This is a genomic window from Chryseobacterium paridis, from assembly GCF_016595215.1.
In the GTDB taxonomy this organism is placed as follows: Bacteria; Bacteroidota; Bacteroidia; order Flavobacteriales; family Weeksellaceae; genus Chryseobacterium; species Chryseobacterium paridis.
Window position 1 is genome coordinate 277,479 of sequence record NZ_JAENHK010000007.1, and the last position, 25,336, is coordinate 302,814.

General features: G+C 35.7%; 15 protein-coding genes. 9 read left to right on the top strand and 6 right to left on the bottom strand.

The window, feature by feature from the left end; translation table 11 throughout:
• Positions 1-102 precede the first annotated feature (102 nt).
• The gene (locus tag JHL15_RS08175) at positions 103-561 is read left to right on the top strand and encodes an Lrp/AsnC family transcriptional regulator (RefSeq protein ID WP_200244905.1); all 459 of its coding nucleotides are present in this window, start codon (positions 103-105) and stop codon (positions 559-561) included.
• A gap of 8 nt (positions 562-569) precedes the next feature.
• On the opposite strand, the gene JHL15_RS08180 is transcribed toward JHL15_RS08175, so the two are convergent.
• The 3 genes from JHL15_RS08180 to JHL15_RS08190 all read right to left on the bottom strand — a co-directional run bounded on the left by JHL15_RS08180 (position 570) and on the right by JHL15_RS08190 (position 6,063).
• The gene (locus tag JHL15_RS08180; protein ID WP_200244906.1) at positions 570-1,592 is read right to left on the bottom strand and encodes a bestrophin family protein; all 1,023 of its coding nucleotides are present in this window, start codon (positions 1,590-1,592) and stop codon (positions 570-572) included.
• Between the two features lie 208 nt (positions 1,593-1,800).
• Positions 1,801-3,873 carry an alpha-ketoacid dehydrogenase subunit alpha/beta gene (locus tag JHL15_RS08185; RefSeq protein WP_200244907.1) on the bottom strand — a complete coding sequence of 691 codons (2,073 nt, stop codon included), beginning with the start codon at positions 3,871-3,873 and terminating at the stop codon, positions 1,801-1,803.
• Between the two features lie 75 nt (positions 3,874-3,948).
• Complete coding sequence (locus JHL15_RS08190; protein ID WP_200244909.1) at positions 3,949-6,063, bottom strand: S8 family peptidase; 2,115 nt, start codon at positions 6,061-6,063, stop codon at positions 3,949-3,951.
• 338 nt (positions 6,064-6,401) lie between these two features.
• On the opposite strand from JHL15_RS08190, the gene dnaE reads away from it, so the two are divergent.
• From dnaE to JHL15_RS08210, 4 genes are all read left to right on the top strand, one after another.
• Positions 6,402-11,066 (top strand): DNA polymerase III subunit alpha, encoded by a 4,665-nt coding sequence (gene dnaE, locus JHL15_RS08195; protein WP_200244910.1) that lies wholly within the window; start codon positions 6,402-6,404, stop codon positions 11,064-11,066.
• A gap of 340 nt (positions 11,067-11,406) precedes the next feature.
• The gene (locus tag JHL15_RS08200; RefSeq protein ID WP_200244912.1) at positions 11,407-14,100 is read left to right on the top strand and encodes a T9SS type A sorting domain-containing protein; all 2,694 of its coding nucleotides are present in this window, start codon (positions 11,407-11,409) and stop codon (positions 14,098-14,100) included.
• A gap of 114 nt (positions 14,101-14,214) precedes the next feature.
• Positions 14,215-16,176, top strand: coding sequence for a T9SS type A sorting domain-containing protein (locus JHL15_RS08205; RefSeq protein WP_200244918.1), 1,962 nt, complete (start codon positions 14,215-14,217; stop codon positions 16,174-16,176).
• A 111-nt stretch (positions 16,177-16,287) separates the two neighbouring features.
• Positions 16,288-18,264 carry a T9SS type A sorting domain-containing protein gene (locus JHL15_RS08210; protein ID WP_200244923.1) on the top strand — a complete coding sequence of 659 codons (1,977 nt, stop codon included), beginning with the start codon at positions 16,288-16,290 and terminating at the stop codon, positions 18,262-18,264.
• 46 nt (positions 18,265-18,310) lie between these two features.
• Here the strand turns inward: JHL15_RS08210 and JHL15_RS08215 are convergent, their stop codons facing one another.
• The gene (locus JHL15_RS08215; protein WP_200244925.1) at positions 18,311-18,469 is read right to left on the bottom strand and encodes a hypothetical protein; all 159 of its coding nucleotides are present in this window, start codon (positions 18,467-18,469) and stop codon (positions 18,311-18,313) included.
• A gap of 43 nt (positions 18,470-18,512) precedes the next feature.
• Entirely contained in the window at positions 18,513-19,340 is an 828-nt protein-coding gene (locus tag JHL15_RS08220) for an ion transporter (protein ID WP_200244927.1), read from the bottom strand.
• A 60-nt stretch (positions 19,341-19,400) separates the two neighbouring features.
• Here JHL15_RS08220 and JHL15_RS08225 point away from each other — a divergent pair, with 60 nt between their 5' ends.
• A complete protein-coding gene (locus tag JHL15_RS08225; RefSeq protein WP_200244930.1) occupies positions 19,401-20,498 on the top strand; it encodes a Nif3-like dinuclear metal center hexameric protein in 1,098 nt (365 codons plus the stop codon).
• Positions 20,499-20,500: 2 nt separating this feature from the next.
• The gene (locus JHL15_RS08230) at positions 20,501-21,277 is read left to right on the top strand and encodes a zinc ribbon domain-containing protein (RefSeq protein ID WP_200244931.1); all 777 of its coding nucleotides are present in this window, start codon (positions 20,501-20,503) and stop codon (positions 21,275-21,277) included.
• Between the two features lie 338 nt (positions 21,278-21,615).
• Here JHL15_RS08230 and JHL15_RS08235 read toward each other — a convergent pair whose 3' ends face one another.
• Complete coding sequence (locus JHL15_RS08235; RefSeq protein ID WP_200244933.1) at positions 21,616-23,394, bottom strand: AMP-dependent synthetase/ligase; 1,779 nt, start codon at positions 23,392-23,394, stop codon at positions 21,616-21,618.
• A 145-nt stretch (positions 23,395-23,539) separates the two neighbouring features.
• Here JHL15_RS08235 and JHL15_RS08240 point away from each other — a divergent pair, with 145 nt between their 5' ends.
• Both JHL15_RS08240 and JHL15_RS08245 read left to right on the top strand, forming a co-directional pair.
• The gene (locus JHL15_RS08240; protein ID WP_200244936.1) at positions 23,540-24,679 is read left to right on the top strand and encodes an acyl-CoA dehydrogenase; all 1,140 of its coding nucleotides are present in this window, start codon (positions 23,540-23,542) and stop codon (positions 24,677-24,679) included.
• A 24-nt stretch (positions 24,680-24,703) separates the two neighbouring features.
• Entirely contained in the window at positions 24,704-25,069 is a 366-nt protein-coding gene (locus JHL15_RS08245; protein WP_200244938.1) for a hypothetical protein, read from the top strand.
• Positions 25,070-25,336 lie beyond the last annotated feature (267 nt).

Consider the following 25,336-nt stretch of genomic DNA (forward strand, 5'->3'; position numbering starts at 1 on the left):
TGGTTGTTTTAAATATTAGAATATAAATCTATGATTTTGTATTAATTTAGAAAATATGTTTATTATATTTGATCATTATAAACTTTTTCCAAAAAAAAATCTATGAGCTTTGATGAAATTGATAAAAAACTGTTATCATTTTTACAGGAAGATTCCAAGCAGACAACCAAAGAGCTGTCTTACAAGTTAGGTTTGTCGGTTACAGCTGTATATGAACGTATACGTAAACTCGAAAACACGGGTGTGATTTCCAGATATGTTGCATTACTGGATAAGCATAAAATTGAGAGAGATTTTATGGTATTGTGCCACGTAAAGCTTATTCAGCATAAAAAAGAATATGTGCTACAATTTGAGAAAGAGGTGATGAACTTGAACGAAGTTACCGAGTGTTTTCATGTAAGTGGTGATTATGATTATATTCTTAAAATCTGTGTACAGGATATGGCGGATTACCGAAACTTTATGTTGACAAAGCTTACGACTTTAGAGCACATAGCAAGTACTCACAGTTCTTTTATGATCTCTGAAGTAAAAAATACAACGGCTGTTATCTTGTAGGAAGTGGACTATACAAGAACTCCATTCTTAGACGCAATAGGATCAGGGATGTCTTGTTCACCCATTATTTGCAGTACGTCAATCTCTATTGTTCTGCAAATGGATAACATGGGGATGTCAAACATTAATCCTCCAAAGGGGTTTTCAGAATAATCTCCAACCAGTTCCATAACGATATAGATCCATCCCACGATTACACAAAAAGGAATACTTGTCCAGATTCCCCAATCTCCCAATTTTGCAAATTCATTAACCAAGCCCAGTGGAAGAAGCATAATAAAAATGACATTGAAAACGAATGCTGTACTTGCAAACTGTCTTGGCGAAGGGAATTTTTTAATTCTTTCTGCCTGTCCCTGAAAATCGTAAAATTGATTGAGACAGCTTTGTAATTGCATCTGGTTAAAATCTGAGATTACCTTATCATTTTTGAGTTCATTGATTTCCTTTGCCTGTTTTGAAATCAGATAGGTAGCAAAGTTCTTGTAGTCTGACTGTAATGTAAACTCTTCTGTTGAAAGGTATTTATGTAAAAAAATAGGGGTTCTTCCATAATCAGGAAAACCGGCTTTCATAAGTCTATGACGCTTGATATTAATAGCTCCAAAATGTTTTTTCAGACTGATGTGCTCCCATTCGGTAGGAGTGAGAAGTTGCTCGCGGAAAGTATATAACCAGGCTATGTGGCGGTATGCAATTGCCTTTCTTCTCTCATTCAAATCGGTCTGGTTACCATCTTCCGTTTCAAAAGCATATAACATTGCAGCAAAGGAGCGGCTTGAGTTAACAATTGCACCCCATATTTTTCGGGCTTCCCATAATCTATCGTAGGCCTGGTTGTTTTTAAAACCAACGTAAAAAGCCTCTGCTGTACCAATTAATGCAAGAGGAACCCATGGAATGATCATCCATTGCCAATTGAAAAAGTAGTATATCGTAGCAACAAGAGTACACCAAGCAGCAAGCCATATTAAGTGGGAACCTGCAAGATTGAAAATTTGTTTATAATTAAAATACTTGGTTGTAATCATAAGAAATGGATGTGTTTTTATTTGGTGTGTCTTTAGCAAAATGGGTACCAAAGCTGACTTTGAAGCGTCGGTGTTTATTTTTTCACTGTGCTAAAGGAACTATTATTTCCTACATTTTATTTTCTAAAAGATAAATGTTTATTAAAAGTAATAAAAAATTGCATAAAAAAACCTCTATGTAAATAGAGGTTATATTTTTTATATAAATTTAATATTGGAGCATTTCTTCAATTTTCTTCGCCAGCTTCTCGGCATTTGGAAGCATTTCTTTTTCTAAGACCAGATTGATAGGTACTGCTGGGGTGTTTAGTGATCCCATTGTTTCTACTGGTGCATCAAGATACTTGAAACAGTTTTTAGAAATACGGTGAGCAAAGGCTTCTGCAAATGAATTATTGATCTGTTCTTCAGTTAGAACGATACACTTTCCATGTGCCTTTACTCGTTCGAAAACAAGTTCTTCATCCAGAGGAATTAATGTTCTTAAATCAATAACTTCAATTCTTCCATCAAAATTCTTAGCAGCTTCTTTAGCCCAATAAATCCCCATTCCGTAGGTTACCACCAATAATGTTCTGCCTTTAGATACTTCATTAGTATTGGCTTCAATAATTACTTTCCCTTTTCCAAATGGTAGAACATAATCTTCTGCAGGTTCTATCGTTTTAGCATCTTCAGTCCCGGGAACCTTACTCCAGTATAATCCTTTATGTTCCAACATAATTACCGGATTCGGATCATAATATGCTGCTTTTAATAAACCTTTAAAATCTGCAGCGTTGCTTGGGTAAGCTATTTTAATACCTTTGATATTGGCTAAAATACTTTCCACGCTACCACTATGGTAAGGGCCTCCACCACCGTAAGCTCCAATCGGAACACGGATAATATTGCTTACCGGAAATTTTCCATTGCTTAAGTAATTGGACTTGGATATTTCAGTGATCAGCTGGTTGATACCAGGATAAATATAATCTGCAAACTGAACTTCAACGATTGGTTTTAAACCAACAGCACTCATTCCAACCGTAGAACCTATAATATAAGCCTCCTGAATAGCAGTATTGAAAACTCTTTTGCTTCCGAATTTTTTACCCAGGGTAACGGTTTCACGGAAAACTCCACCAATTCTTTCTCCAACATCCTGACCGTAAAGTAAGGCTTCCGGATGCTTCCACATTAATTCCTGAATAGCATGAATCGCAGCATCTACCATCACAATTTTCTCACCACCTGCAGGTTCACGGGTTCCCGTTTCTTCTGTTATAGGTGTAGGAGCGAAAATATGCTGCATGACAGACTCCGGTTTTGGGTCTTCTGCTTTTTGAGCTCTTTCAAAAGCTTCTTCAGCTTCCAGTCTTGTTTTCTTAGTGATTTGTTTTAATAGATCTTCATCAATTCCTGTTTCCAGCAATTGTTTTCTAAGAATTTCACCCGGATCTTTTGCTCTGTGTTTTTCAAGATCTTCATCATCTCTATAGAATTCTCTTCTTACTCCTGATGTATGGTGTCCGATTAGTACTGTTTTTGCACAAACTACTAATGGTTTTCTTTCTGTTCTTACAAAGTCTACAGCTTTCTTCATCACTTCGAAACTTTCCGCGAAGTCGGTTCCGTCCACTCTCATTCTGCTTAAACCTGTGAACCCGGCAACAAAATCATAAGCATCACATGTTCTTGCCTCTTCTTTGGTTACGGAAATTCCCCATTCATTATCCTGAACAAGGAATATGATAGGAAGCTGATGTAGCGCAGCAAATTGTAATGCTTCACTTACTTCTCCTTCAGTCACGGAATTGTCCCCCAAGCTGCACACAACAACAGGATTGTTTTCAAAATCCTGAAGTTCAAAATCCTGAATATACTTTATTCCCTGAGCTACTCCGGTAGTTGGGATGGTTTGCATTCCTGTAGCAGAACTCTGGTGGATGATCTTTGGCATCTTTTCGCTTCTGCTTGATGGATGTGAATAGTAAGATCTACCTCCGGAAAAAGGATCCTCAGCTTTAGCTAATAGCTGCAACATGAGCTGGTATGGTTCAAAACCAATACCTAATAAAATACTTTCGTCTCTATAATAAGGAGATACCCAATCTTCTTTTTTTAATTGGTAAGCGGTTGCTAACTGGATAGCTTCGTGACCTCTTGAAGTACTATGAACATATTTACAGACATTTCTGTTTTCTTCGTAGATGTCCGCCATTGCTTTGGCAAGCATCATATGGGTATAAGCTTTAAGTAAAATATCCTGAGAAACTTTCTCGTGAAGTGTATTTTCCATAGGAAGCAAATATACATAAAAAAACAAAATACTAACAATCGTTAGTATTTTGTAATTGTCTATTTATTTCATTTGTTATTCTTTTATAACTTTTTTAGAAATAGTTTCTTTTTCTGTCTTTAATTCAATGATATAAATGCCTTTTATGTAGGTAGATAGATCTATATTGAATTCGGTATTGCTGATTTTACCGCTTTGTAATCTTTTTCCAGAAAGATCATAAATAGTAAAGGTTGTGCCTTTTGGAGCCTTGATTACTTTAACAAAATCTTTTGTAATGGTAGGTGCAATAATAAGCTTATTTAGAGCTTTCCCTTCTTCTTTCGTAGCTAATAACTGTTCAGCACCATATCCTGTCACGATAATGCTATAGTTTTGAGGGGTATTTTGGCCTGTGTTATCAACCAGAGTTCCTTTATTTGAAATTTCAATTCTATAATTCCTGCCAGCTGTTGGGGTGTCAATTAATACTTGTTCAACATTGTCAACAATGTTGTCAGCTTTAGTGGCTGGGGTCATAGGAGAATTAGCATCAAGTTTCCACGGATAATAAATAGTATTGGTAACTGTATCGATAATTCTAAGATCAAGATCATTTATTAATTTTGATGCTCTATTGTTATAAGCCTCTGCGTTTGTAGTTGGAAGGTTTGTAAAAGCTGGGTCAATCCAGGATATGGTCACTTTCAAAGGTTCGGTTCCTGAAGCTGTAACATCTCTTTTGTTAGCGGTACCACTATTTAATGTTTCATTATCGAAAATGATCGTATTATTTGCTTTTCCTACTAATAATTCTGCCCCTTTTTTAGCATTAATGTAACCCCAACCATACCATGGATCCGGGCCAACATTACCTGCTTCTGAAGCTGAATGAATGGTTAATGTTTTTGCAGACGCAGCAGTAAGTTCAGTATTAAATAACTGTTTGTTGATCTGAGTCCAAAGTCCAATAATTCCTGTTACTATGGGAGCTGCATAAGAAGTTCCACTGCCAATGGTTATAGAATTACTACCTGTTGTATCCTGATTTGTAGAAGCACTGGCAACATTAGTTCCTGTTATTGAAATATCGGGTTTTATGCCCCCGTCATCTCTTGGTCCTGCACTGCTATAGCTGGATTTTATAACGTCAGCCGCTGTGGTGTATCTGCCTCCGTTTGTTGAAATAATATCAGTTGCACCAACAACAATTATATTTTTAGCCAAAGAACCTGCATTGACACAGTCATATCCTAATGCGCAGTTATTTTGAGGAACAACATCTGTAGTTGCAAACTGAACCTGATTGCCGGATGAATTGGTGTAATATTTTGGAGTCGTGTTTCCGGTTGGTCCCATTCCATAATAATTACCAGTAGATTTTACGATAATGTAAGAAGGATTATTATAAACAATCTGATCATAATTCCGGTCATTAGACAGGTAAGTTCCCTGGAGATCCGAAGAAGTTCCCGAATTGTATTCTCCATTCCAAAGCCATGATGAGGTTCCGTTTATGGTAGCTCTGCTCCATCCAAAATTGTTCCCATAAGAATGGTTGGATATTTTAGGCTGGGCAATTAATATCTTTTGGTATATATTACTTGTCGTTGTATTTCCTGGTAATGTAGTTGTGGTGAAGGTGTAATTATCGAAAGTTGCATTTTGAGCAATTCCTCTGAAGTTGACATCCCGTGTAGTTCCATTCGTAAAGGTAACTGTGTAAGGGTAGTTCTTTGCTCCGATAAATCCGGTTACTGCAGTGGAATGTGAGCTGTAATTTAGGTTGCTGTTTTCTTTATTGGTGATTCTGCCAGGTGCATTGTTGAAAAGAAAGTGGTCGGCATAAGCTCTTCCTCCATCAAATACTGTATACTTAATATTTTCTCCGTTAAAAGAACCTGTTAAACCAGTTACTGTTCCACCTTGCAGATAATCCGTGTTAGAATTTAGGATTTGATCCATATCTTCAGGTTGATAGAAGTAGGGTTTTCCGGAAGGGGTGAATCCTGATAGATTCATTCTTAGTTCTTCAATGTCTTTTTGATCTTTACTAATTGTATTTGTTTTGTATTGCTTGGAAATGTAAAGGTCAAATTTTTCGTTGTTTATCTTTTTTTGCTGCTCAAATTCTTTTTTTAAAGTTTCATTATTTTGAGCGCTTATTGTAAAAAATGCAATTGTGTTGATAAAAATTAAAGTTTTCCTCATATTAAAAATGTTTTTATTTGTTTATATGTAAAATTATATATAAAAATCATTAATTTTAATAAATAGAATATTATTAATTAATCTCTAGGTGGTCATTTAAAATATATTATTTGATTGTTTTTATATGTTAGTAAATTAATTGTATTGACTATTTTAATGAAAAAAAATATCAACTTTTTTGTTTGTTAGTTCTTTAGATACGTAAAATTTTGTTTTATTGTAAGTTAATTACAATTGATTTAAATTGTAATTATGGATGATTCATAAAAACTAATTAAAGACAAAAAAAATTGGAGTAACTTTACATTCTCTTTTTTAATTAAAAAGCTAGAAAATACATGTATTTAGTTTTTGACACAGAAACCACAGGGTTACCAAAAAATTTCAATGCTCCTCTTTCAGATTCAGATAACTGGCCAAGAATGGTTCAGATTGCGTGGCAGTTACACGATGATGATGGAGCTCTGGTTGAAAATCAGGATTATATTATAAAACCTGAAGGATATGATATTCCCTTTAATGCTGCCCGTATTCACGGGATTACAACAAAGATTGCCAATGAGGAAGGTCGGGATCTGGAAGAGATTCTTCAGGAATTTTCTAAAGTTCTGGAGAAAGTAAGGGTAGTATCCGGGCATAATGTAGAATTTGATTACAATATTGTCGGAGCTGAATTATTCAGAAAAAACATAAAAGATAATCTCCAGGAAAAGCCAAAGGCTGATACCATGATCCTGGGAACCAATTTTTGCCAGCTTGGTGGTGGTAGGGGAGGTCGATTTAAACCTCCGAAACTCGAGGAGCTTTACGAAAAATTATATGGAAGTAAATTCGATGAAGCGCACAATGCTGCAGCTGACGTAAATGCTACCGCTCAGGTCTTCTTTGAGATGATGAGGATAGGAATTGTTCCTTCCGATGTATTAAAAATTTCTGAAGATCAGCTTGCTTATTTTAAGTCATTACATCCTGATCCGATCAAACCTTTTGGAATTATAATCAGAAGGCAGGTTGCGGATTTTCATAATAAGAAAAAACAGCAGGATTTCGGGAGTGTTGATGAGATTGATCTTGGAAAATATTTCAATTTCAATAACCATAGTGTTTTTTCAACATTAATGGCCACATCAAGCATTAATGATCTTATTAACAGAGCTTCTGATGATAATTTTCCGGCCGTCGGTATGGTGGACTTAGGGAATATGATGGGAGCTTTTAAATTTGTTTCTGCGGTAGAAGGAGCAAATGGTGATAGAGTAAAAAAACATAAAGAATATTTAGCAAAAAAACAGGAGGCAGAAGAGAACGGAACGGATTTCAATGAAGAAGAACCTGTTTCGGAACCTCTGATCCCTGTTGTTGGTTGTGAATTTTATATTTCTGATCGCTATGAACAGAAACAATTTACAAAAGATGATCCTGATAGAAGGACACAGGTTGTATTATTGGCCAAGGATTTTAATGGATATAAAAATTTAGCAAAACTTTCCAGTATCGGATTTTTAAAAGGATTCTATTTTGGAGTTCCAAGGATTAGCCGCGAATTAATTGCTGAATATAAAGAGGGATTAATTGCTCTGACTTCTGGTATTTTGGGAGATATTCCAAGTGCTATTTTAAATACCGGGGAACAAAAAGGGGAAGAGCTTTTTAAATGGTGGAAAGATACTTTTCAAGATGATTTTTATGTTCAGATTCAGAATCATAATTTGCCTGAAGAAGAGCATTTAAATGAAGTCTTATTGTATCTGGCAGATAAATATGATACAAAAATACTGGCTCAAAATGAAACTTTTTATACCAATAAGGATGATTCTAATATTCAGGATATTGTAAGCTGTATTAAAGATGGTGAAAAGTTGTCAACACCTGTCGGAAAAGGTTTTGGAAAGAGACGTGGTCTTACAGCTGGCGAGTACTTTATTAAAAATTCGGATGAGATCAAAGAAACATTTCTTGCTTATCCTGATGCGTTTGATGCGTACGAAGAATTTACAGCTAAATTTAAACCTTATACCTTAAAAAGAGATGTTCTTCTTCCAAAGTTTGATATCCCCGAAGAGTTTATTCATGCGGAAGACGATGTAGATGGAGGAAAACGTGGTGAGATGGCATATCTGACTTATTTGACTTATGAAGGGGCAAAGAGAAGATATTTCGAGACAGGAATCACAGATGAAATTAAAGAACGTCTTGATTTTGAATTGGAAGTAATTGCTAATACAGGATATCCGGGATATTTCTTAATTGTTCAGGATTTCTGTAATGAAGCACGAAAAATGGGAGTTTGGGTAGGTCCCGGAAGGGGTTCAGCTGCTGGATCTGCTGTTGCATATACAATTGGAATTACCAATGTAGACCCTATTAAATATGATCTCCTTTTTGAGAGGTTCCTAAATCCTGAAAGGGTTTCGATGCCCGATATCGATATTGACTTTGATGATGAAGGTCGGGATAAGATTATTAAATGGGTAATTGAAAAATACGGCCAGAGCCAGGTAGCTCAGATTATTACTTACTCAGTGTTGGGTGGTAAATCTGCAATTAAAGATGCTGGGCGGGTTTTGGATGTTCCGATTCCTGATACGAATAATATTGCTAAACTTATTCCTTCCACACCAGGAATGAATATTGCCAAAGCTCTGGCAAAATATGATAAACTGAAACCGGAGGAACAAATGCTTGTTGATGAAATGAGGTATGTTCTTGATAGTCCCGGAGATGCTCGTCATGATGTTTTGGCAAGTGCTAAAAAAATGGAGGGCTGTATTCGGAATACCGGTATTCACGCCTGTGGTGTAATTATTACGCCTGAAGATGTGAGTAATCTGGTTCCGGTAACCATTGCTGCAAAAGATGCTGATATTTTGGTTTCTCAGTTTGATAACTCGGTAGCAGAAAGTGCTGGTCTTCTAAAGATGGACTTCCTTGGTTTAAGAACTTTGACAATCATTAAAGATGCTTTAAAGCTGGTCAAGGCAAGGTATAATGTTGATATAGACCCGGATGAGATTCCTTTAGATGATGCTAAAACGTATCAGTTATTTAAAGAAGGAAGAACAGTTGGGATTTTTCAGTATGAAAGTCCCGGAATGCAAAAATACATGCGGGAGCTGAAACCTACGGTTTTTGCGGATCTTATTGCAATGAACGCGTTGTATCGTCCAGGTCCTATTAAATACATTCCAAACTTTATTAATAGAAAGCATGGAATTGAGGAGATCGTTTATGATTTACCTGAAACAGAAGAGTATTTAAAAGAAACGTATGGAATTACGGTTTACCAGGAGCAGGTAATGCTTTTATCTCAAAAGTTAGCCAACTTTACAAAGGGTGAAGCGGATACATTGAGAAAGGCGATGGGTAAAAAGCAGATTGACGTTCTGAATAAAATGTATCCCAAATTTATTGAGGGAGGAAGAAAGAATAATCTGAATGAAGAAAGATTAGAAAAAATCTGGAATGACTGGAAGGCCTTTGCGGAATATGCCTTTAATAAATCTCACTCCACTTGCTATGCTTTTATTGCTTATCAGACTGCTTATCTTAAAGCAAATTATCCCGCAGAATACATGGCGAGTGTTATGAGTAATAACATTAACAATACAGATTCTATCACCATGTTCATGGAAGATTGTAAAAGTATTGGAGTAGATGTTTTAGGTCCGGATGTTAATGAATCTCAATATAAATTCTCAGTAAACGAAAAAGGCCAGATCCGTTTTGGTTTGGGAGCGATAAAAGGAATTGGAGAAGGTCCAAGTGAAGGGATTACAAAAGAGAGAGAGAATGGAAGGTTTAAAAATATATATGATTTCTTTGAAAGGATCTTGCCTTCCCAAATGAATAAAAGAGTAGCGGAAAGTTTAGTGCTGGCGGGTGCTTTTGATGAATTAGATTCTTTCCATCGAGGGCAGTATTTTGATATCGATCCTGCGGGAAGAACGAACCTGGAGAGATTGATCAGATATGGTCAGAGTTTTCAGGAAGGTAAGAATGAAATGGAAAACTCTCTTTTTGCTGACTTTGCAGAAGAGGTACAGATCGAACAGCCGAAATTGGCTCCTTGTCCGGAATGGCCTAATATGCACAAGCTGAATAAAGAAAAAGAAATTATTGGTTTCTATCTTTCTGCGCATCCTTTGGATGAGTTCAAGTATCAATTCCAATTTATACAGGGAAGTCTTTCCAGAAAGTCAGTTTTAGAAAAAGAAGAGCATAGTAAGGTGGTGGTTGATGAGGCGCCGATTCTTGAAGTGGATTCTACAGAAGAATCAGTTGATTTAACGGAGATTGTCTCTGACGAAGTTCTAACTGGAGAAGAGATTATTGAAGAGGTGACTAAAAAAGCAGAACCAAAAGGTAATTTCTTATTTTTAAACCTTGATGAGGTGGACGCCTATAAGGAGCAGGCTTTTGCTAATAAACAAGAGGAGCTATTTGAAGAAAAGAAAAAAGACTGGAAGACATTACAAAAAGAAAGAGAGAATGGTGGCGGCGGAAAAGAATATACGGTTGCCGGTTTGATCACTGAATATAGAGTTCAGGATGGTTTCAGAAGTGGTGAAAAAGTAGCTTTTGTTACGCTTGAAGATTATTCGGGGTCTTATTCCTTCAGATTGGGTGACAGAGATTATATGAAGTTGAAAGAAAAGTTGGAAGTTCAGCGTTTTGTTATTTTCAAGATCAAATTTGCTCAGGTGAAAGATGGTAGGGTATTCGTTAATGTAAATGATGTAATTGAGCTCCAGGAGGCATTTGAAAGATTTGCAAAAAGTATCTCTTTAGTTATGGATGTAATGGATTTCAGGCCTGAGGATCTTGAATTTTTCAAGAATGTCCTGGATAGGAATCGGGGAGATCAGAAGTTTAAATTCTATATAAAAGATATGGATGATGATGCTCAGATAGAGGTTCAGTCGATGAAGCATTCGGTTGATCTCAATGGGGATCTCATTAAAGAAATTCAATTACTCAATAAGTATGAATTTTATTTAAACTAAAGTATAATATTTTTATAAAAAAGCGGTTTTTTGACCGCTTTTTTTGTGGAATTTAAGGTCGTATTTAAAAATAATTCAAAAAAAATTAATAAATGATTTTGCACTGTTTAGTGTATAATTTTCACTACACTTTAGTGGAGTTTTGTTTGTAATGTATTGATTTTCAATTATTTAATTTGGATAGTTAATTGTTGATTTTTTAGTTAAAATCAAATGATCGTTTAGTTTTGTTTAATAAAATTGGTTAAATAGCATTGTTATTGATAATGATTTTAAGTTTTTTTTGAATTTAATTGAAATATTTTTTTACTTTTAGTGCCTAATTTAATTTTATTAAAGTATGAGAAAATTATTTCTACTCTTTGTACTTTTTGTAAGTTTAATGGCTTACCAATCGTACTCCGGACAGGCCTATCCGGTAGCTACCTGTAGCGTAGGTGTTTCGTCCAATACCTATGGACCTATGAACAGTAATTCTACTGCGGATAGTAAAAACAGAACGGCATTTATTCTTCGTGCATCCCAACTGGATGCTATTTCCAACGGAACGATTACTTCTACCTATTTTAGAAGGCTATCTTCTTCCGGAACTTTGAATAATACGGCGAATTTTAAGATTTACTTAAAAAATACCACAATGTCAGATTTCGGATCAGGTTCTCCTGACTGGGCTACAGAAATTGGTACAGCAACTTTGGTGTATGATTCAAATCCTGATACGGCTGTTGGTAGTACTGCAGGATTTAAACAATTTTTGCATACTGCAAACTTCGTTTACACAGCGGGTAGTAACCTGGCAGTATATCTTGAATATACCCAGACTACAGCTCAGGCTTCTACTATTGGCTGGGATTATGAGTACGGAACTACTTGTATAAATACCGGTAATAGTAATACAACAAAGTATTTAAATACTACAGGAGCCTTTGGAGCTACACTTACATCATCCAACTACAGAAGACCTGTGATTGGTTTTGATGCTAACGTACCTCCACCAACAACAGTTCCTGCTTGTACAACGATTTCAGCACCTACAAATGCTGCTACCGGAGTTTCTGTTACGCCAACAATTACATGGGCAGCAACTTCTATTACTTCTAGTTATTTAGTAAGTGTAGGAACTACTCCAGGTGGTACTGATGTTATGAATGCTGTAGACGTAGGAAATGTTACTACCTACTCAATACCTACATCAACACCGTTGAATTATTCAACTCAGTATTATGTTACTGTAGTACCTAAAAATGTTGTCGGACCAGCTACAGGATGTACGGGTGTGTCTTTTACAACTCGTAATATTGTTTGTCCAACTGTTTCTGCTCCTACAGCTGGGGCTACAGGACAATCTTTAACTCCTACAATTACCTGGGCTTCAGTAGCAACCGCTACCGGCTATAAACTAAGTGTAGGAACTACGGCAGGTGGAACAGATATATTGAATAATCAGGACTTAGGAAATGTTACTACATATACATTTGCAACTCCGCTAACTACAAGTACTACTTATTATTATACTGTAAATTCATACAATGCAAATAGTGCTTCAGCTTCATGTACGGAAAGAACTTTCTCTACAATTTGTGGTGCTACGAATGTTCCTTATAACCAGGATTTTGAGAGCGTAACAACTCCTGCTTTACCTGCATGTACTTCTCTTGAAAATGCAGGAACAGGAAATAACTGGACGACGTATTCGTCTGCTGGTGGTAGTTTCAATACTAAGGTTCTTAATTACACATATAACAGTACGAATGCTGCTAATGCATGGTTCTATACACAAGGGATTAATCTTACAGCAGGAACGTCTTACAGAATAAAATATATCTATGGTAATGCAAGTGGTACAACGTATCCTGAAAAACTGAAAGTGGCTTATGGTACATCTGCATCAAGTGCTGCAATGACTACTGTTTTGGCAGATTATCCAAACGTTACGAATGGTACTACTGCTATTTCTGAAATAATTGATTTTATTCCAACTGCTACAGGAGTGTATTATTTTGGATTTAATGCATATTCTACTGCGGATCAGAATAGATTATATGTTGATAACATCAATATCAATGTAACGCCTGTTTGTACAGAGCCTTCTGCATTGACGACTTCAAATATTACAACTACAGGAGCTACCATCAGCTGGACGGCACCTACAACAGCGCCTAACACTTACGAGTATGCATTTACAACTACCAATGTTGCTCCTGCTTCAGGAACTACGACAAGTGCAACTACTGCTAACTTAGGACCTTTAACTGCACAAACAGCTTATTATGCTTGGGTAAGATCTAATTGTACTGCAGGAAACAGCTCTTGGATACAAGTTGCATTTACTACTCTTGCTTTACCTCCTGCTAATGATGATTGTTCAAACGCAATTAATTTAGTTCCTGGTGGTACTTTTGCACAGAATGCAGTAACAGGAACTACAGTTGGTTCTACAAATACTCCTGCTTTACCGGCAAGTTGTCTTTCAACTCCTACCAATGTTGCAGGTAATGTTTGGTACAAAGTAACAGTACCAGCTTCCGGTAATATTACGATAGAATCTGATGCAGTTACAGGAAGTGCATTAACAGATACTGTAATGTCTATATTTGCAGATTGTACGGGTGCAAACTCTATTATGTGTGATGATGATACAGGAAACGGAAACTTCTCTAAGGTTTCTTTGACAGGACAAACGCCGGGTACAATCTTATACGTAAGCTTATGGAGATATTCTAATGCTGGTGGAGGAAGTGACGGACAGTTCCAGATCTCAGCTTATGATGCTTCTTTACTTGGAACAAGTGAAGTTTCGGGATCTAAGAATGATCTAAAAGTGTATCCGAATCCGTTTAGTGATATCTTGAATATTTCTGATATTTCTAAAGTGAAATCTGTTTCAGTTTCTGATATAGCTGGAAGATTGGTGAAAACGATTACAAACCCTGGTTCAGCGCTTCAGTTAGGAGAATTGAAATCTGGAATGTATCTTGTGACACTTGAGATGAAAGATGGTTCAAAACAAACGATTAAAACGATCAAAAAATAAAATTTGATTTAGTTTATAAATAATGATAGCAGTTAAGTTTTTAACTGCTATTTTTTTATTTTATACGCTATTTTATTAGTAAATTAGTATTCTAAACACTAAATACTCTAATTTATGAAAAAATTTCTACTCTCATGCTTAGTGATGCTAAGCGTGGCTTTGAATGCCCAGATCAATTTAGGTACAGGAAGTACTGATGTTGGAGTGGCCCCGATCAGTTCTTATTATGGATATTCTTATGTGCAACAAATTTTCCCCAAGCAGGAAATCAATGCAAACGCAGCAGGAAACATTACGGGTCTTACCTTTTATCTTGATCCGAATATGTCTTTAACGAATTCGTCGGATTGGGTGGTCTACTTAGGGCTTACAACAAAATCAAGTTTTACCTCTGATACAGATTGGATACCCGTTTCTCAATTAACACAAGTATATGCCGGGACAATTACTAATGCAAATGGGGTAGTAACCATTACTTTCCCTACACCATTTCCATATAATAATGTAGATAATTTAGTAATAGCTGCTGAAGAAAACTCTGCAGGCTATGATGATAATGGAGATGAGGTGATGTATGTGTATCCTTCAGCTCCTAAATCTACTCTTTATTACAGGAGTGATATAACTAATCCAAGTCCCTCCTCACCTCCACAAGGAACACTAGAGGGATATAAATCAGTAGTTACAATTAATGGGTTAACTGAAAGTGCAATTCCGGCTTGTCCATTAATCACTTATCCAACTAATAACGCGACTTTTGTTCCATTGTTACCTGCTATCACATGGAATGCCATTTCAGGAGCTACTGGTTATAAAGTATCAATAGGTACAACACCAGGAGGAACCGATGTTGTCAATCAGCAATCTGTAACTACTAATAGCTTTACTCCGTCTACAGCACTCAATAATAATACGACATATTATTTACGCGTAGTTTCTGTGGCAGCAGCAGGTGAATCATCGGGTTGCTCAGAAATTACATTTAAATCAGTTCCACCTTTGCCTTCAAATGATGATTGTGCAGGAGCAACGACTTTAACAGTAAACCCGGATTTGAATTGTGGTACTGTAACAGCAGGTTATACTTTAGGTGCAACTGACTCTGGATTGATTCCTGATCCTTGTTATGGTAATCCTGATGATGATGTCTGGTATAAGTTTGTAGCTACTGCTACATCGCATAAAATTTCTCTTATGGATATCACTTCAGTTGGAACAATTGACGACGATGATACTTACTTCCAAGTGTTTAGCGGAGCTTGTGGTACTTTATCCAGCATTTTATGTTCTGATGATGTTTCTTCATTGGTTACCGGGCTTACTGTTGGGGATACTTACTATGTGAGAGTATACAGTTATTCTGATACAGGTTCTAATCAAAGTTTTAATATCTGTGTAGGTACTGTACCGCCACCACCTGTAAATGATGAATGTTCAGGAGCATTATCTGCCTCTACTTTCCCTTACACTTATGTACAGTCTGATGGTGGTGGAGCAACTAATAACGGTGGCTTTGTTACTGCATGTTCCAATAGTATGAATGATGGAACATGGTTTACATTTGTTGGTGATGGAGGGGTTTTTGATATCACGGCTACAATGCCTGCAGGAAGTGATTTCGATTCACAAATTGGTGTTTATAGCGGTACATGTGGAAGTTTATCATGTGTAGATACTGTAGATGATACAGGTTCCGGAGAGACAGAAACCATTTCTATACCTACTGTTTTGGGAACTACGTATTATGTGAACATAGGAAATTACAGTGGGTTTACGGATGATATGGAAGGAACATTTACAATTACTATAGTTAAAAATACATTGGGAACTTCTGAAGTAGCAGGAAATAAAAATGGAATTAAAGTTTATCCAAATCCATTTACTGATGTTTTAAATATTTCAGATATAGCCAAAGTAAAATCTATTTCAGTTTCTGATATTTCAGGAAGATTGGTTAAAACGATCGATAATCCTGTTTCAGTTCTTCATTTGACTGATATTCAATCAGGTTTGTATTTAGTAACATTGAATATGAAGGACGGTTCTAAACAAACGATAAAAGCAATTAAAAAATAGAATCTGATTTTATTTATAAATAATGATGACAGCTAAGTTTTAGCTGTCATTTTTCTGTCATGTTTGCTGTATTATTGGTAAATTAGTACCTCGATACCAAACATTTTAATTATGAAAAAAATTTTACTTTCATGCTTATTGATTTTAAGTATGGTTTTAAATGCTCAGATTAACCTGGGCGCAGGAAGTACAGATGTTGGACCAGCTCCAATCAGTACCTATTATGGATACTCTTATGTGCAGCAGATTTTCTCAAAACAGGAAATTAATGCTGATGCAGCAGGGAATATTACCGGACTTACATTTTACAGTAATCCATCGATGTCGATGATTCATTCCTCAGATTGGGTAGTATATTTAGGACTTACTACAAAATCCAGTTTCGATACTGAATCTGATTGGATCCCTGTTTCTGAGCTGACCCAGATGTATACAGGAACGGTGACTAATGTAAATGGAGTGGTAGCAATTACTTTTGCAACACCATTTCCTTACAATAATGTGGATAATTTGGTCGTTGCGGTGGATGAAAATTCACCTGATTATGATGATAACGGAGATGAGATCATGCATGTGTATCCTTCTACTCCTAATTCAACTCTTTATTTCAGAAATGACGGTACCAATCCGAATCCTACTTATCCTCCTATGGGACATCAGGCTTCTTATAAATCGGTAATTACAATCAATGGATTGACCCCAAAACCAGTACCGGTTTGCCCAATGATAACCTATCCAACTAACAATTCGTTATTTATTCCATTATTACCTACCGTTGTCTGGAGTCCGGTTGCTGGTGCTACAGGTTATAAAATATCTATAGGTACAACACCGGGAGGAACTGAGATTATCAATCAGCAATCTGTTTCAGCAAGTAGCTTCGTTCTACCTGCTTCATTAACTGCCAGTACCACCTATTATTTACGAGTGGTTGCTGTATCAGCAGCAGGTGAATCATCAGGGTGTTCTCAGGTTACGTTTAAAACAGCACCTCCATTACCGTTGAATGATAGTTGTATAGGAGCTGTTTCACTAACAGTAAACTCTGATTTGAATTGTGGAGTTGTAACTTCAGGTTATACGTTAGGAGCTACAGGCTCTGGATTAGCTGCGGCTCCATGCTATGGAGATCCTGATGATGATGTATGGTATAAGTTTGTAGCTACAAAAACAAGTCATAAGATCTCTCTTTTAAATGTAGCTTCCATTGGAACAGTGGATGATGACGATATTTATTTTCAGGTATTCAGTGGTACTTGCGGTATTTTGTCAAGTATCCTGTGTTCAGATCCTACATCATCTATAGTTTCAGGGCTTACAGTAGGTCAGACTTATTATATAAGAGTGTATAGCTACTATGGAGCTGGAAGTCACCAAAGTTTTGATATCTGTGTTGGCAGTATTCCACCGCCACCTGTGAATGATGAATGCTCAGGAGCTTTATTGGCATCTGCTTTCCCTTATACTTATGTACAGTCTGATGGAGGAGGTGCAACTAATAACGGAGGGTTTATTACAGCTTGTGATAATGGAATGAATGATGGAACATGGTTTACATTTGTGGGAGATGGTGAAACCGTTAATATTACAGTGAGCATGCCGACAGGGAGTGATTTCGATCCTCAGATAGGTGTTTACACTGGTACATGTGGTAATTTTACATGTGTAGATACTGTGGATACTATGGCAGATGGAGAACCGGAAACATTATCAATACCTACAGTAGCAGGAACAGTGTATTACATTAATGTGGGTCATTACAGCCAATATGTAGATGGAGAGGAAGGAGCATTTACTATCAATATTAATAAAGAAAGCTCTGACAGACATGCTTCAGGGATTTCCGCTCCTGCTATGAGCAAAAAGAATAATGGAGTTTATCCGAATCCGTTTACTGATGTTCTGAATATTTCAGATATTACAAACGTGAAATCTATTTCTGTTTCAGATATTGCCGGAAGGTTGGTTAAAATGATTGTAAGTCCTGATACAACTATTCATTTAGGAGATTTGAAATCTGGAGTATATTTGGTTACGCTGGATATGAAAGATGGTTCTAAAAAGACCACCAAAGTAATTAAAAAGTAAAACAAAGTATTATAATAAAAAAGGTGGCTTGTATAAGCCACCTTTTTTATTTATTGGGAACAGGTTGTATATCACCTGTGCTCATATGTTCGAAAATAGTAGGGAAGAACATTGCAAGTATAAAATAGACAACGATCATTAATACGACTAATGCAAAAAGAATAATGACTAAACTGTTTGGCTTGTTTTTCTTTTGTGGTTCCATGATTTTGTGATATTGGGTTAGTAGATTAATTTGATAAAAGATATCAAGCTAATTTCTTGCCACACTGTTTACAATATCGTGCATCATCGTCAATATCTTCATTTCCACATTGTTCACATATCTTTTCCAGGTTTTGCCTTTTGTTTCTCATCTCTGCTGTTACAATTCCAGTAGGTACAGCAATAATTGAATAACCCGCAAGCATAAGGATCACTGCAAAAAACTTTCCCATTGGTGTAATAGGTGAAACGTCTCCATAACCAACTGTAGTTACTGTAACAACCGCCCAGTAAATGGATTGCGGAATGGTCTCGAAACCTGTCCTGCCACCTTCTACCATAAACATCAGAGAGCCTACAATTACTGAAAATATGATCAGGAATAACAAGAAAATATAAATCTTTCTGGAGCTGTTTTTCAACGCCCTTACGATGAGGTAGCCATCATTCATAAAATCCAATAGATTGAAAATTCTAAAGACCCTCAACATCCTGAGCATTCTGAAGATCAGGAAATATTTTGTAACCGGGAAGAAAAAACTTAAATAAAATGGAACAAGCGCCAGAAAATCAATAATTCCAAAGAAGCTGAAAATATAGTTTTTTTTATTTTTGACAACTGCGATACGCATAATATACTCAGCAGAGAAAAATAGAGAGATGATCCATTCTAAAACGATGAAAGTAAGATGAAACCTCTGATCCAGTTTAGGAACACTTTCCATCATAATGATTAATGTGCTGACAAGGATTAAAGCTAATAATACAATGTCAAAAAGTTTTCCAAGCTTTGTGTCTGAACGGTAGATGACACGGTAAAGAAACCTTTTCCATAGCTTATCTTCGGGAATAAGATTATGCTCTCTTTCCATAATTTGAGTTTTTTAAATGTAAGAAATTATCCTTATTTTCGTAGCAAACATACATAATAAATGACAATAAGTGAAGTAATTTCGGAAATAGAAAAACGTATTCCTATACAACAGGCTGAGGACTTTGATAATGTAGGCTTGTTGTGTGGAACTCCGCAGCGTGAAGTTACTGGAATTCTGGTGTGTCATGATGCTTTGGAAAATGTTGTAGAAGAAGCTATTCAGAAAAGCTTGAATCTGATTGTATGTTTCCATCCCATTATTTTTTCCGGATTGAAATCTTTGACAGGAAAAAATTATGTTGAAAGAGCGGTTTTAAAAGCTATTGAAAATAAGATTGCAATCTATGCTATTCATACCGCTTTTGATAATGATTTCTTTGGAGTCAATGCTGGAATATGTAATCATCTGGGATTAAAGAATGTGAAAATTCTTCAGCCAAAGAAAAACAACTTAAAACAACTTACTGTATTTGTTCCGAAAGACTATTCTGAGCAGGTAAAAGAATCTCTTTTCTCTGCAGGAGCCGGAAATATTGGATTTTATGATGAATGTAGTTTTAGTATCAATGGGAATGGGACTTTCAGGCCAGTTGCAGGATCGAATCCATTTTCCGGACAACAGAACATCAGGGAGAACGCAGATGAAAATATGGTTTCAGTAATTTTTGAAAGCTATAAGCAAGGGCAGATTATTTCAGCTATGAAAAATGCACACCCCTATGAAGAAGTCGCTTACCAGATTTATAGTTTGGATAATGAAAATCAATTTTCCGGTTTAGGAATGTATGGTGAATTTGAAGAAGAAATGAATGAAGAAGATTTTCTGAAATTTGTTAAAAATCAGTTTAATCTCCAGGTTATCAAGCATTCGGGATTCAATAATAAAAAAATAAAAAGAGTAGGTGTTTTAGGAGGCTCCGGAGCAAGTGGAATAAAATCTGCACTCTCTAAAAAATGTGATGCCTACCTGACAGGAGACATTAAATATCACGACTATTTTTTAGCAGAATCTAAAATGCTGATCTGTGATATAGGACATTATGAATCAGAACAATGGGTTGCGGAACAATTATTTGAAATTTTGTCACAAAAATTTAGTACATTTGCAATCTCAAAATCCAACGAAAAAACAAACCCAGTAAATTATTTCCTTTAGATATGGCAAAAACCAACGATATTTCAGTTGAAGAGAAATTAAGAGCTTTATACGATTTACAAATCATAGATTCAAGATTGGATGAAATCCGAAATACAAGAGGAGAATTGCCAATTGAGGTTGAAGATCTTGAAATCGAGATAGAAGGGCTTGAAAAAAGAGCTGAAAAATTTCATGCAGAAATTAAAGATCAGGACGATCAGATCAAAACAAAGCATGAAGTAATTAACCACGCAAAAACTTTAATTGATAAATACAAGTCTCAACAAGATAACGTAAGAAACAATAAAGAGTTTGAAGCTTTAGGTAAGGAGATTGAATTCCAAGATCTTGAAATCCAATTAGCGGAAAAAAGAATTAAAGAATTTGGTGTTAAGATAGCTCATAAAAATGAGACTGTTGAAGAATTGAATTCAAAAATCAACGATCTTAAAAACCACTTGAAATTCAAAAAAGAAGAACTAGAAGGATTGGTTTCTGAAACACAGAAAGAAGAAGAATATCTGATAGAGCAATCTAAAGAGTTTGCAGGTAAAATTGATGAGAGATTACTTGCTTCTTATAACAGAATTAGAACAAACTCTATTAACGGTTTAGCAGTTGTAGGATTGGAAAGAGGTGCTCCAAAAGGATCATTCTTTACAATTCCACCTCAAAAGCAGATGGAGATCGCTCAAAGAAAGAAAATTATTATCGATGAGCACTCTGGAAAAATCTTAGTAGATGATGAATTGGTGATGGAAGAAAATGAAAGAATGAAATCTGTGATTAAATTTTAATTACCGTTTTTAAATATAAAAGCTGTTTCAGAAATGAAACAGCTTTTTTTGTTTATAATAACTTGTACGAGGCTTTGTTATCCCCATCGAAACCTATATAAAACTTAAAATCTGGATTTCTACAGAACGACTTATTAGCCTAATTTTTAAGCTAAGATTAAAGCGCGTAGACCCTTTTTCATATAATTAAAAATCTGCGTCATCTGCAAAATCTGCGAGAAAAATAAAATATCAATAGAAAAGGACTTTAGTCCGTTTATGAAAAAATGAAATTCAAAATTGGCTTTAGCCTAAATAATAGTAAATAAAAAAGCCGCTCCAAAAAGCGGCTTGTATTTTTATTCATGATGCTCATACATTTTATTGTATAAGTCAATGAACTTTTCCTTAATAGCTTTTCTCTTTAGCTTTAGCGTAGGAGTCAGAAGACCAGCATCTATGCTCCATACTTCAGGAGTAAGTTCAATTCTTTTAATTTTTTCCCAATTTCCTAAGTGTTCATTAATGCCATCGAATTCCTTTTCTATTCTTTCCTTTAATTCCTGGCTTTTGGCTATCTCCTGTGGAGTAGAACCGATATTTAAGTTATTTCTCATTGCCCAGCTTTTAGCAAATTCAAAATCAGGTTGTACAAGAGCACATGGCATTTTTTCGCCATCCCCAACGACCATGACCTGTTCAATGAACTTAGAAGCTTTAGCAAGGTTTTCTATGATCTGTGGAGCTATATATTTTCCACCAGATGTTTTAAACATTTCTTTCTTACGGTCGGTAATCTGTAAAAATCCATCAGCATCTATATTTCCGATATCTCCTGTTTTGAAGTATCCATCATCCGTGAAAACCTCTTTTGTCATTTCCTCATTCTTGAAGTATCCTATAAAAATAGAAGGACCTTTTACTGTTATCTCACCATCTTCCTGAATTTTTACATGTAAATTATCAAGTGGTAAACCCACTGTTCCAATTTTCATTTTGTCAAAACTGTTTACAGAGATCACCGGGGAAGTTTCTGTCAATCCATATCCTTCTAAAATAGGAATTCCTGCATTTTGGAACATCAGGTTTAATCTTGTAGAAAGAGCGGCAGAACCGGAAACTAAAGTAATAATTTCACCACCTAGCCCTTCTCTCCATTTAGAAAATACAAGTTTATCAGCAATCAGTTCTAATAGCCCTGATGGTTTTGAAACCTCTTTCTTTTTCGATATTAAATTCAATGCCCAAAAGAATATTTTTGATTTTAATCCACCTGCAGAAGATCCTGTATTGTAGATTTTATCGTATACTTTCTCTACTAATCTTGGAACGACACTCATATAATGAGGCTTAACTTCTTTTACGTTTTCCCCCATTTTATCAATGCTTTCTGCAAAATAAACGGAAAAGCCATTGTACTGAAACAGATAGAAAAGCATTCTCTCGAAAATATGACAGATAGGTAAGAAGCTTAACACTCTTGTGTCTTTATAATCAAGGCTTTTTTTCTTAGGAATTCTGGGAATAGATCCCAAAACATTAGAAACAATATTATGATGCGTTAGCATAACCCCTTTAGGTCTTCCTGTAGTTCCTGAAGTGTAAATAATTGTTGCCAGATCCTCAGAATTGATTGCATTGGAAAGGTCTTCAACTTCAATTTGGGTAGAATCGTCTTCACCCAGATCCAATATTTCGCGCCAATTGGGAGCGCCACTTATTACATCAAATGTGAAAACTCCCTGTAGGGACGGAATATTATGCTTTACCTTCATTACTTTATCCAGTAATGCTTTGTCGGAAACAAAACAATATTGTATTTCAGCATTGCTGAAAATGAATTCGTAGTCTTCGTGAGATATACTTGGATAAACAGGTACTGAAACAACACCAATCTGGGAAAGTCCCAGGTCCATAATAGCCCATTCTGTACGAGTGTTGGTAGTAATGAGTGCAATCTTATCACCTGGTTTTATACCAAGTTTTAAAAGTCCTCTGGATATTTTATTTCCCTGATTAATAAATTCTTGTGTGGAAGTTTTTTTCCATTCACCCTGATGCTTTGTAGCAAACATATCCGTTTTCGGATATTTCTCCAAAGCATAGTGAGGTATATCGAATAATCTTTTGATCGTCATAATTTTTTATGTAATTTTTAAAGAAATTTAAATATAAGCATTTTTGTGAAAACAGCATTATTCTACCTGCAATTTTCAAATACCAAATATTTTTTCAGGTTTGCTTAAAAAGTGTAAATTTACGACCATCTAATTATTAATTTTTATGGACTTTAATTTATCCGAAGAACAGCTGATGATTCAGCAGGCAGCAAGAGATTTTGCACAAAACGAACTATTACCAGGAGTTATTGAAAGAGACCGCGATCAGAAGTTTCCGACAGAACAAGTGAAGATGATGGGCGAAATGGGACTTTTAGGAATGATGGTAGATCCTAAATACGGTGGAGCTGGTATGGATAGTGTTTCTTACGTTTTGGCTATGGAGGAGATTGCAAAAGTAGATGCTTCTGCTGCGGTTGTAATGTCTGTAAACAATTCATTAGTTTGTGCAGGTCTTGAAAAGTTTGCTTCTGAAGAGCAAAAACAAAAATATCTTACACCTTTAGCAAGTGGTAAGGTGATTGGAGCGTTTGCTTTATCTGAGCCTGAGGCTGGATCTGATGCTACTTCACAGAAAACAACAGCTGAAGATAAAGGTGACTATTATCTTTTAAATGGAATTAAAAACTGGATTACAAATGGAGGAACTGCTTCTTACTATATCGTAATTGCTCAGACTGATCCAGAGAAAAAACACAAAGGAATCAATGCGTTTATCGTGGAAAGAGGTTGGGAAGGTTTTGAAATCGGACCGAAAGAAGATAAATTAGGAATCAGAGGAAGTGATACACACTCTTTGATGTTCAACAATGTAAAAGTGCCTAAAGAAAATAGAATCGGAGAAGACGGTTTTGGTTTCAATTTTGCAATGGCTGTATTAAACGGCGGTAGAATTGGTATTGCTTCCCAAGCTTTAGGAATTGCTTCAGGAGCTTATGAATTGGCTCTTAAGTATGCTAAGACAAGAAAAGCTTTTAAAACTGAAATTATCAATCACCAGGCTATTGCATTTAAATTAGCCGATATGGCAACTCAGATTACAGCAGCAAGAATGCTTTGTTTCAAAGCAGCTACTGAAAAAGATGCCGGAAAGGATATTTCTGAAAGCGGAGCGATGGCTAAATTATATGCGTCTCAGGTAGCAATGGATACTTCTGTTGAGGCTGTGCAGATTCATGGTGGATATGGATATGTAAAAGAATACCATGTAGAAAGATTTATGCGTGATGCTAAAATCACTCAGATCTATGAAGGAACTTCTGAAATCCAGAAAATTGTGATTTCAAGAAGTATTGCAAAATAAAAAAACCAACAAACACAACTACTTATGAAAAAAGGCTGGTGGATCACTCTAGGTATCGTTTTACTTCTTTTAGGAGTATTCGTATGGTATAAATACTTCTTTGTATTTGGTGAAGGAGTAAAATCAGGTTATCTGAATTATGCGATCAAAAAAGGCTATGTTTTCAAAACGTACGAAGGTAAGCTGATTCAGGAAGGCTTCGGACGTGGCAAAGCAGGAGGTATTACCAGTTATGAATTTGAGTTTTCAGTCAGTGATCCAGAAGTATTCAAACAACTGGAGACCAATAGTGGTAAAAGCTTTGATCTTCATTATAAAGAATACAAAGGTGCATTACCATGGAGAGGAAACACAAGATATGTAGTAGATAAAGTAGTGAATATGAAATAGCAAAAGGCTCTCGGATTGAGAGCCTTTTACATACACGCACCACAAAATATTAAGATATAATATTTACTTTTATCTATGATTTTCTTTTTAAATACGGATTAAAAAGAACATTTTTTTTCATGCAGATAATTGAAATTGAGAAGATTGTTCATTGGTGTTAATCTTTATTATTTCAATTTGGTAGTATAAATTTAGTGAAGAATATTATTCTTAAAAGGGTACTTATCATTAAAATATTATTAAAATAAAAATCCATCCTGTCAGATG

Excerpts from the sequence above, each read along its gene's own strand:
- JHL15_RS08175 (WP_200244905.1), top strand. The coding sequence starts at position 103 with ATGAGCTTTGATGAAATTGATAAAAAACTGTTATCATTTTTACAGGAA.
- JHL15_RS08180 (WP_200244906.1), bottom strand. The coding sequence starts at position 1,592 with ATGATTACAACCAAGTATTTTAATTATAAACAAATTTTCAATCTTGCA.
- JHL15_RS08185 (WP_200244907.1), bottom strand. The coding sequence starts at position 3,873 with ATGGAAAATACACTTCACGAGAAAGTTTCTCAGGATATTTTACTTAAA.
- JHL15_RS08190 (WP_200244909.1), bottom strand. The coding sequence starts at position 6,063 with ATGAGGAAAACTTTAATTTTTATCAACACAATTGCATTTTTTACAATA.
- dnaE (WP_200244910.1), top strand. The coding sequence starts at position 6,402 with ATGTATTTAGTTTTTGACACAGAAACCACAGGGTTACCAAAAAATTTC.
- JHL15_RS08200 (WP_200244912.1), top strand. The coding sequence starts at position 11,407 with ATGAGAAAATTATTTCTACTCTTTGTACTTTTTGTAAGTTTAATGGCT.
- JHL15_RS08205 (WP_200244918.1), top strand. The coding sequence starts at position 14,215 with ATGAAAAAATTTCTACTCTCATGCTTAGTGATGCTAAGCGTGGCTTTG.
- JHL15_RS08210 (WP_200244923.1), top strand. The coding sequence starts at position 16,288 with ATGAAAAAAATTTTACTTTCATGCTTATTGATTTTAAGTATGGTTTTA.
- JHL15_RS08215 (WP_200244925.1), bottom strand. The coding sequence starts at position 18,469 with ATGGAACCACAAAAGAAAAACAAGCCAAACAGTTTAGTCATTATTCTT.
- JHL15_RS08220 (WP_200244927.1), bottom strand. The coding sequence starts at position 19,340 with ATGGAAAGAGAGCATAATCTTATTCCCGAAGATAAGCTATGGAAAAGG.
- JHL15_RS08225 (WP_200244930.1), top strand. The coding sequence starts at position 19,401 with ATGACAATAAGTGAAGTAATTTCGGAAATAGAAAAACGTATTCCTATA.
- JHL15_RS08230 (WP_200244931.1), top strand. The coding sequence starts at position 20,501 with ATGGCAAAAACCAACGATATTTCAGTTGAAGAGAAATTAAGAGCTTTA.
- JHL15_RS08235 (WP_200244933.1), bottom strand. The coding sequence starts at position 23,394 with ATGACGATCAAAAGATTATTCGATATACCTCACTATGCTTTGGAGAAA.
- JHL15_RS08240 (WP_200244936.1), top strand. The coding sequence starts at position 23,540 with ATGGACTTTAATTTATCCGAAGAACAGCTGATGATTCAGCAGGCAGCA.
- JHL15_RS08245 (WP_200244938.1), top strand. The coding sequence starts at position 24,704 with ATGAAAAAAGGCTGGTGGATCACTCTAGGTATCGTTTTACTTCTTTTA.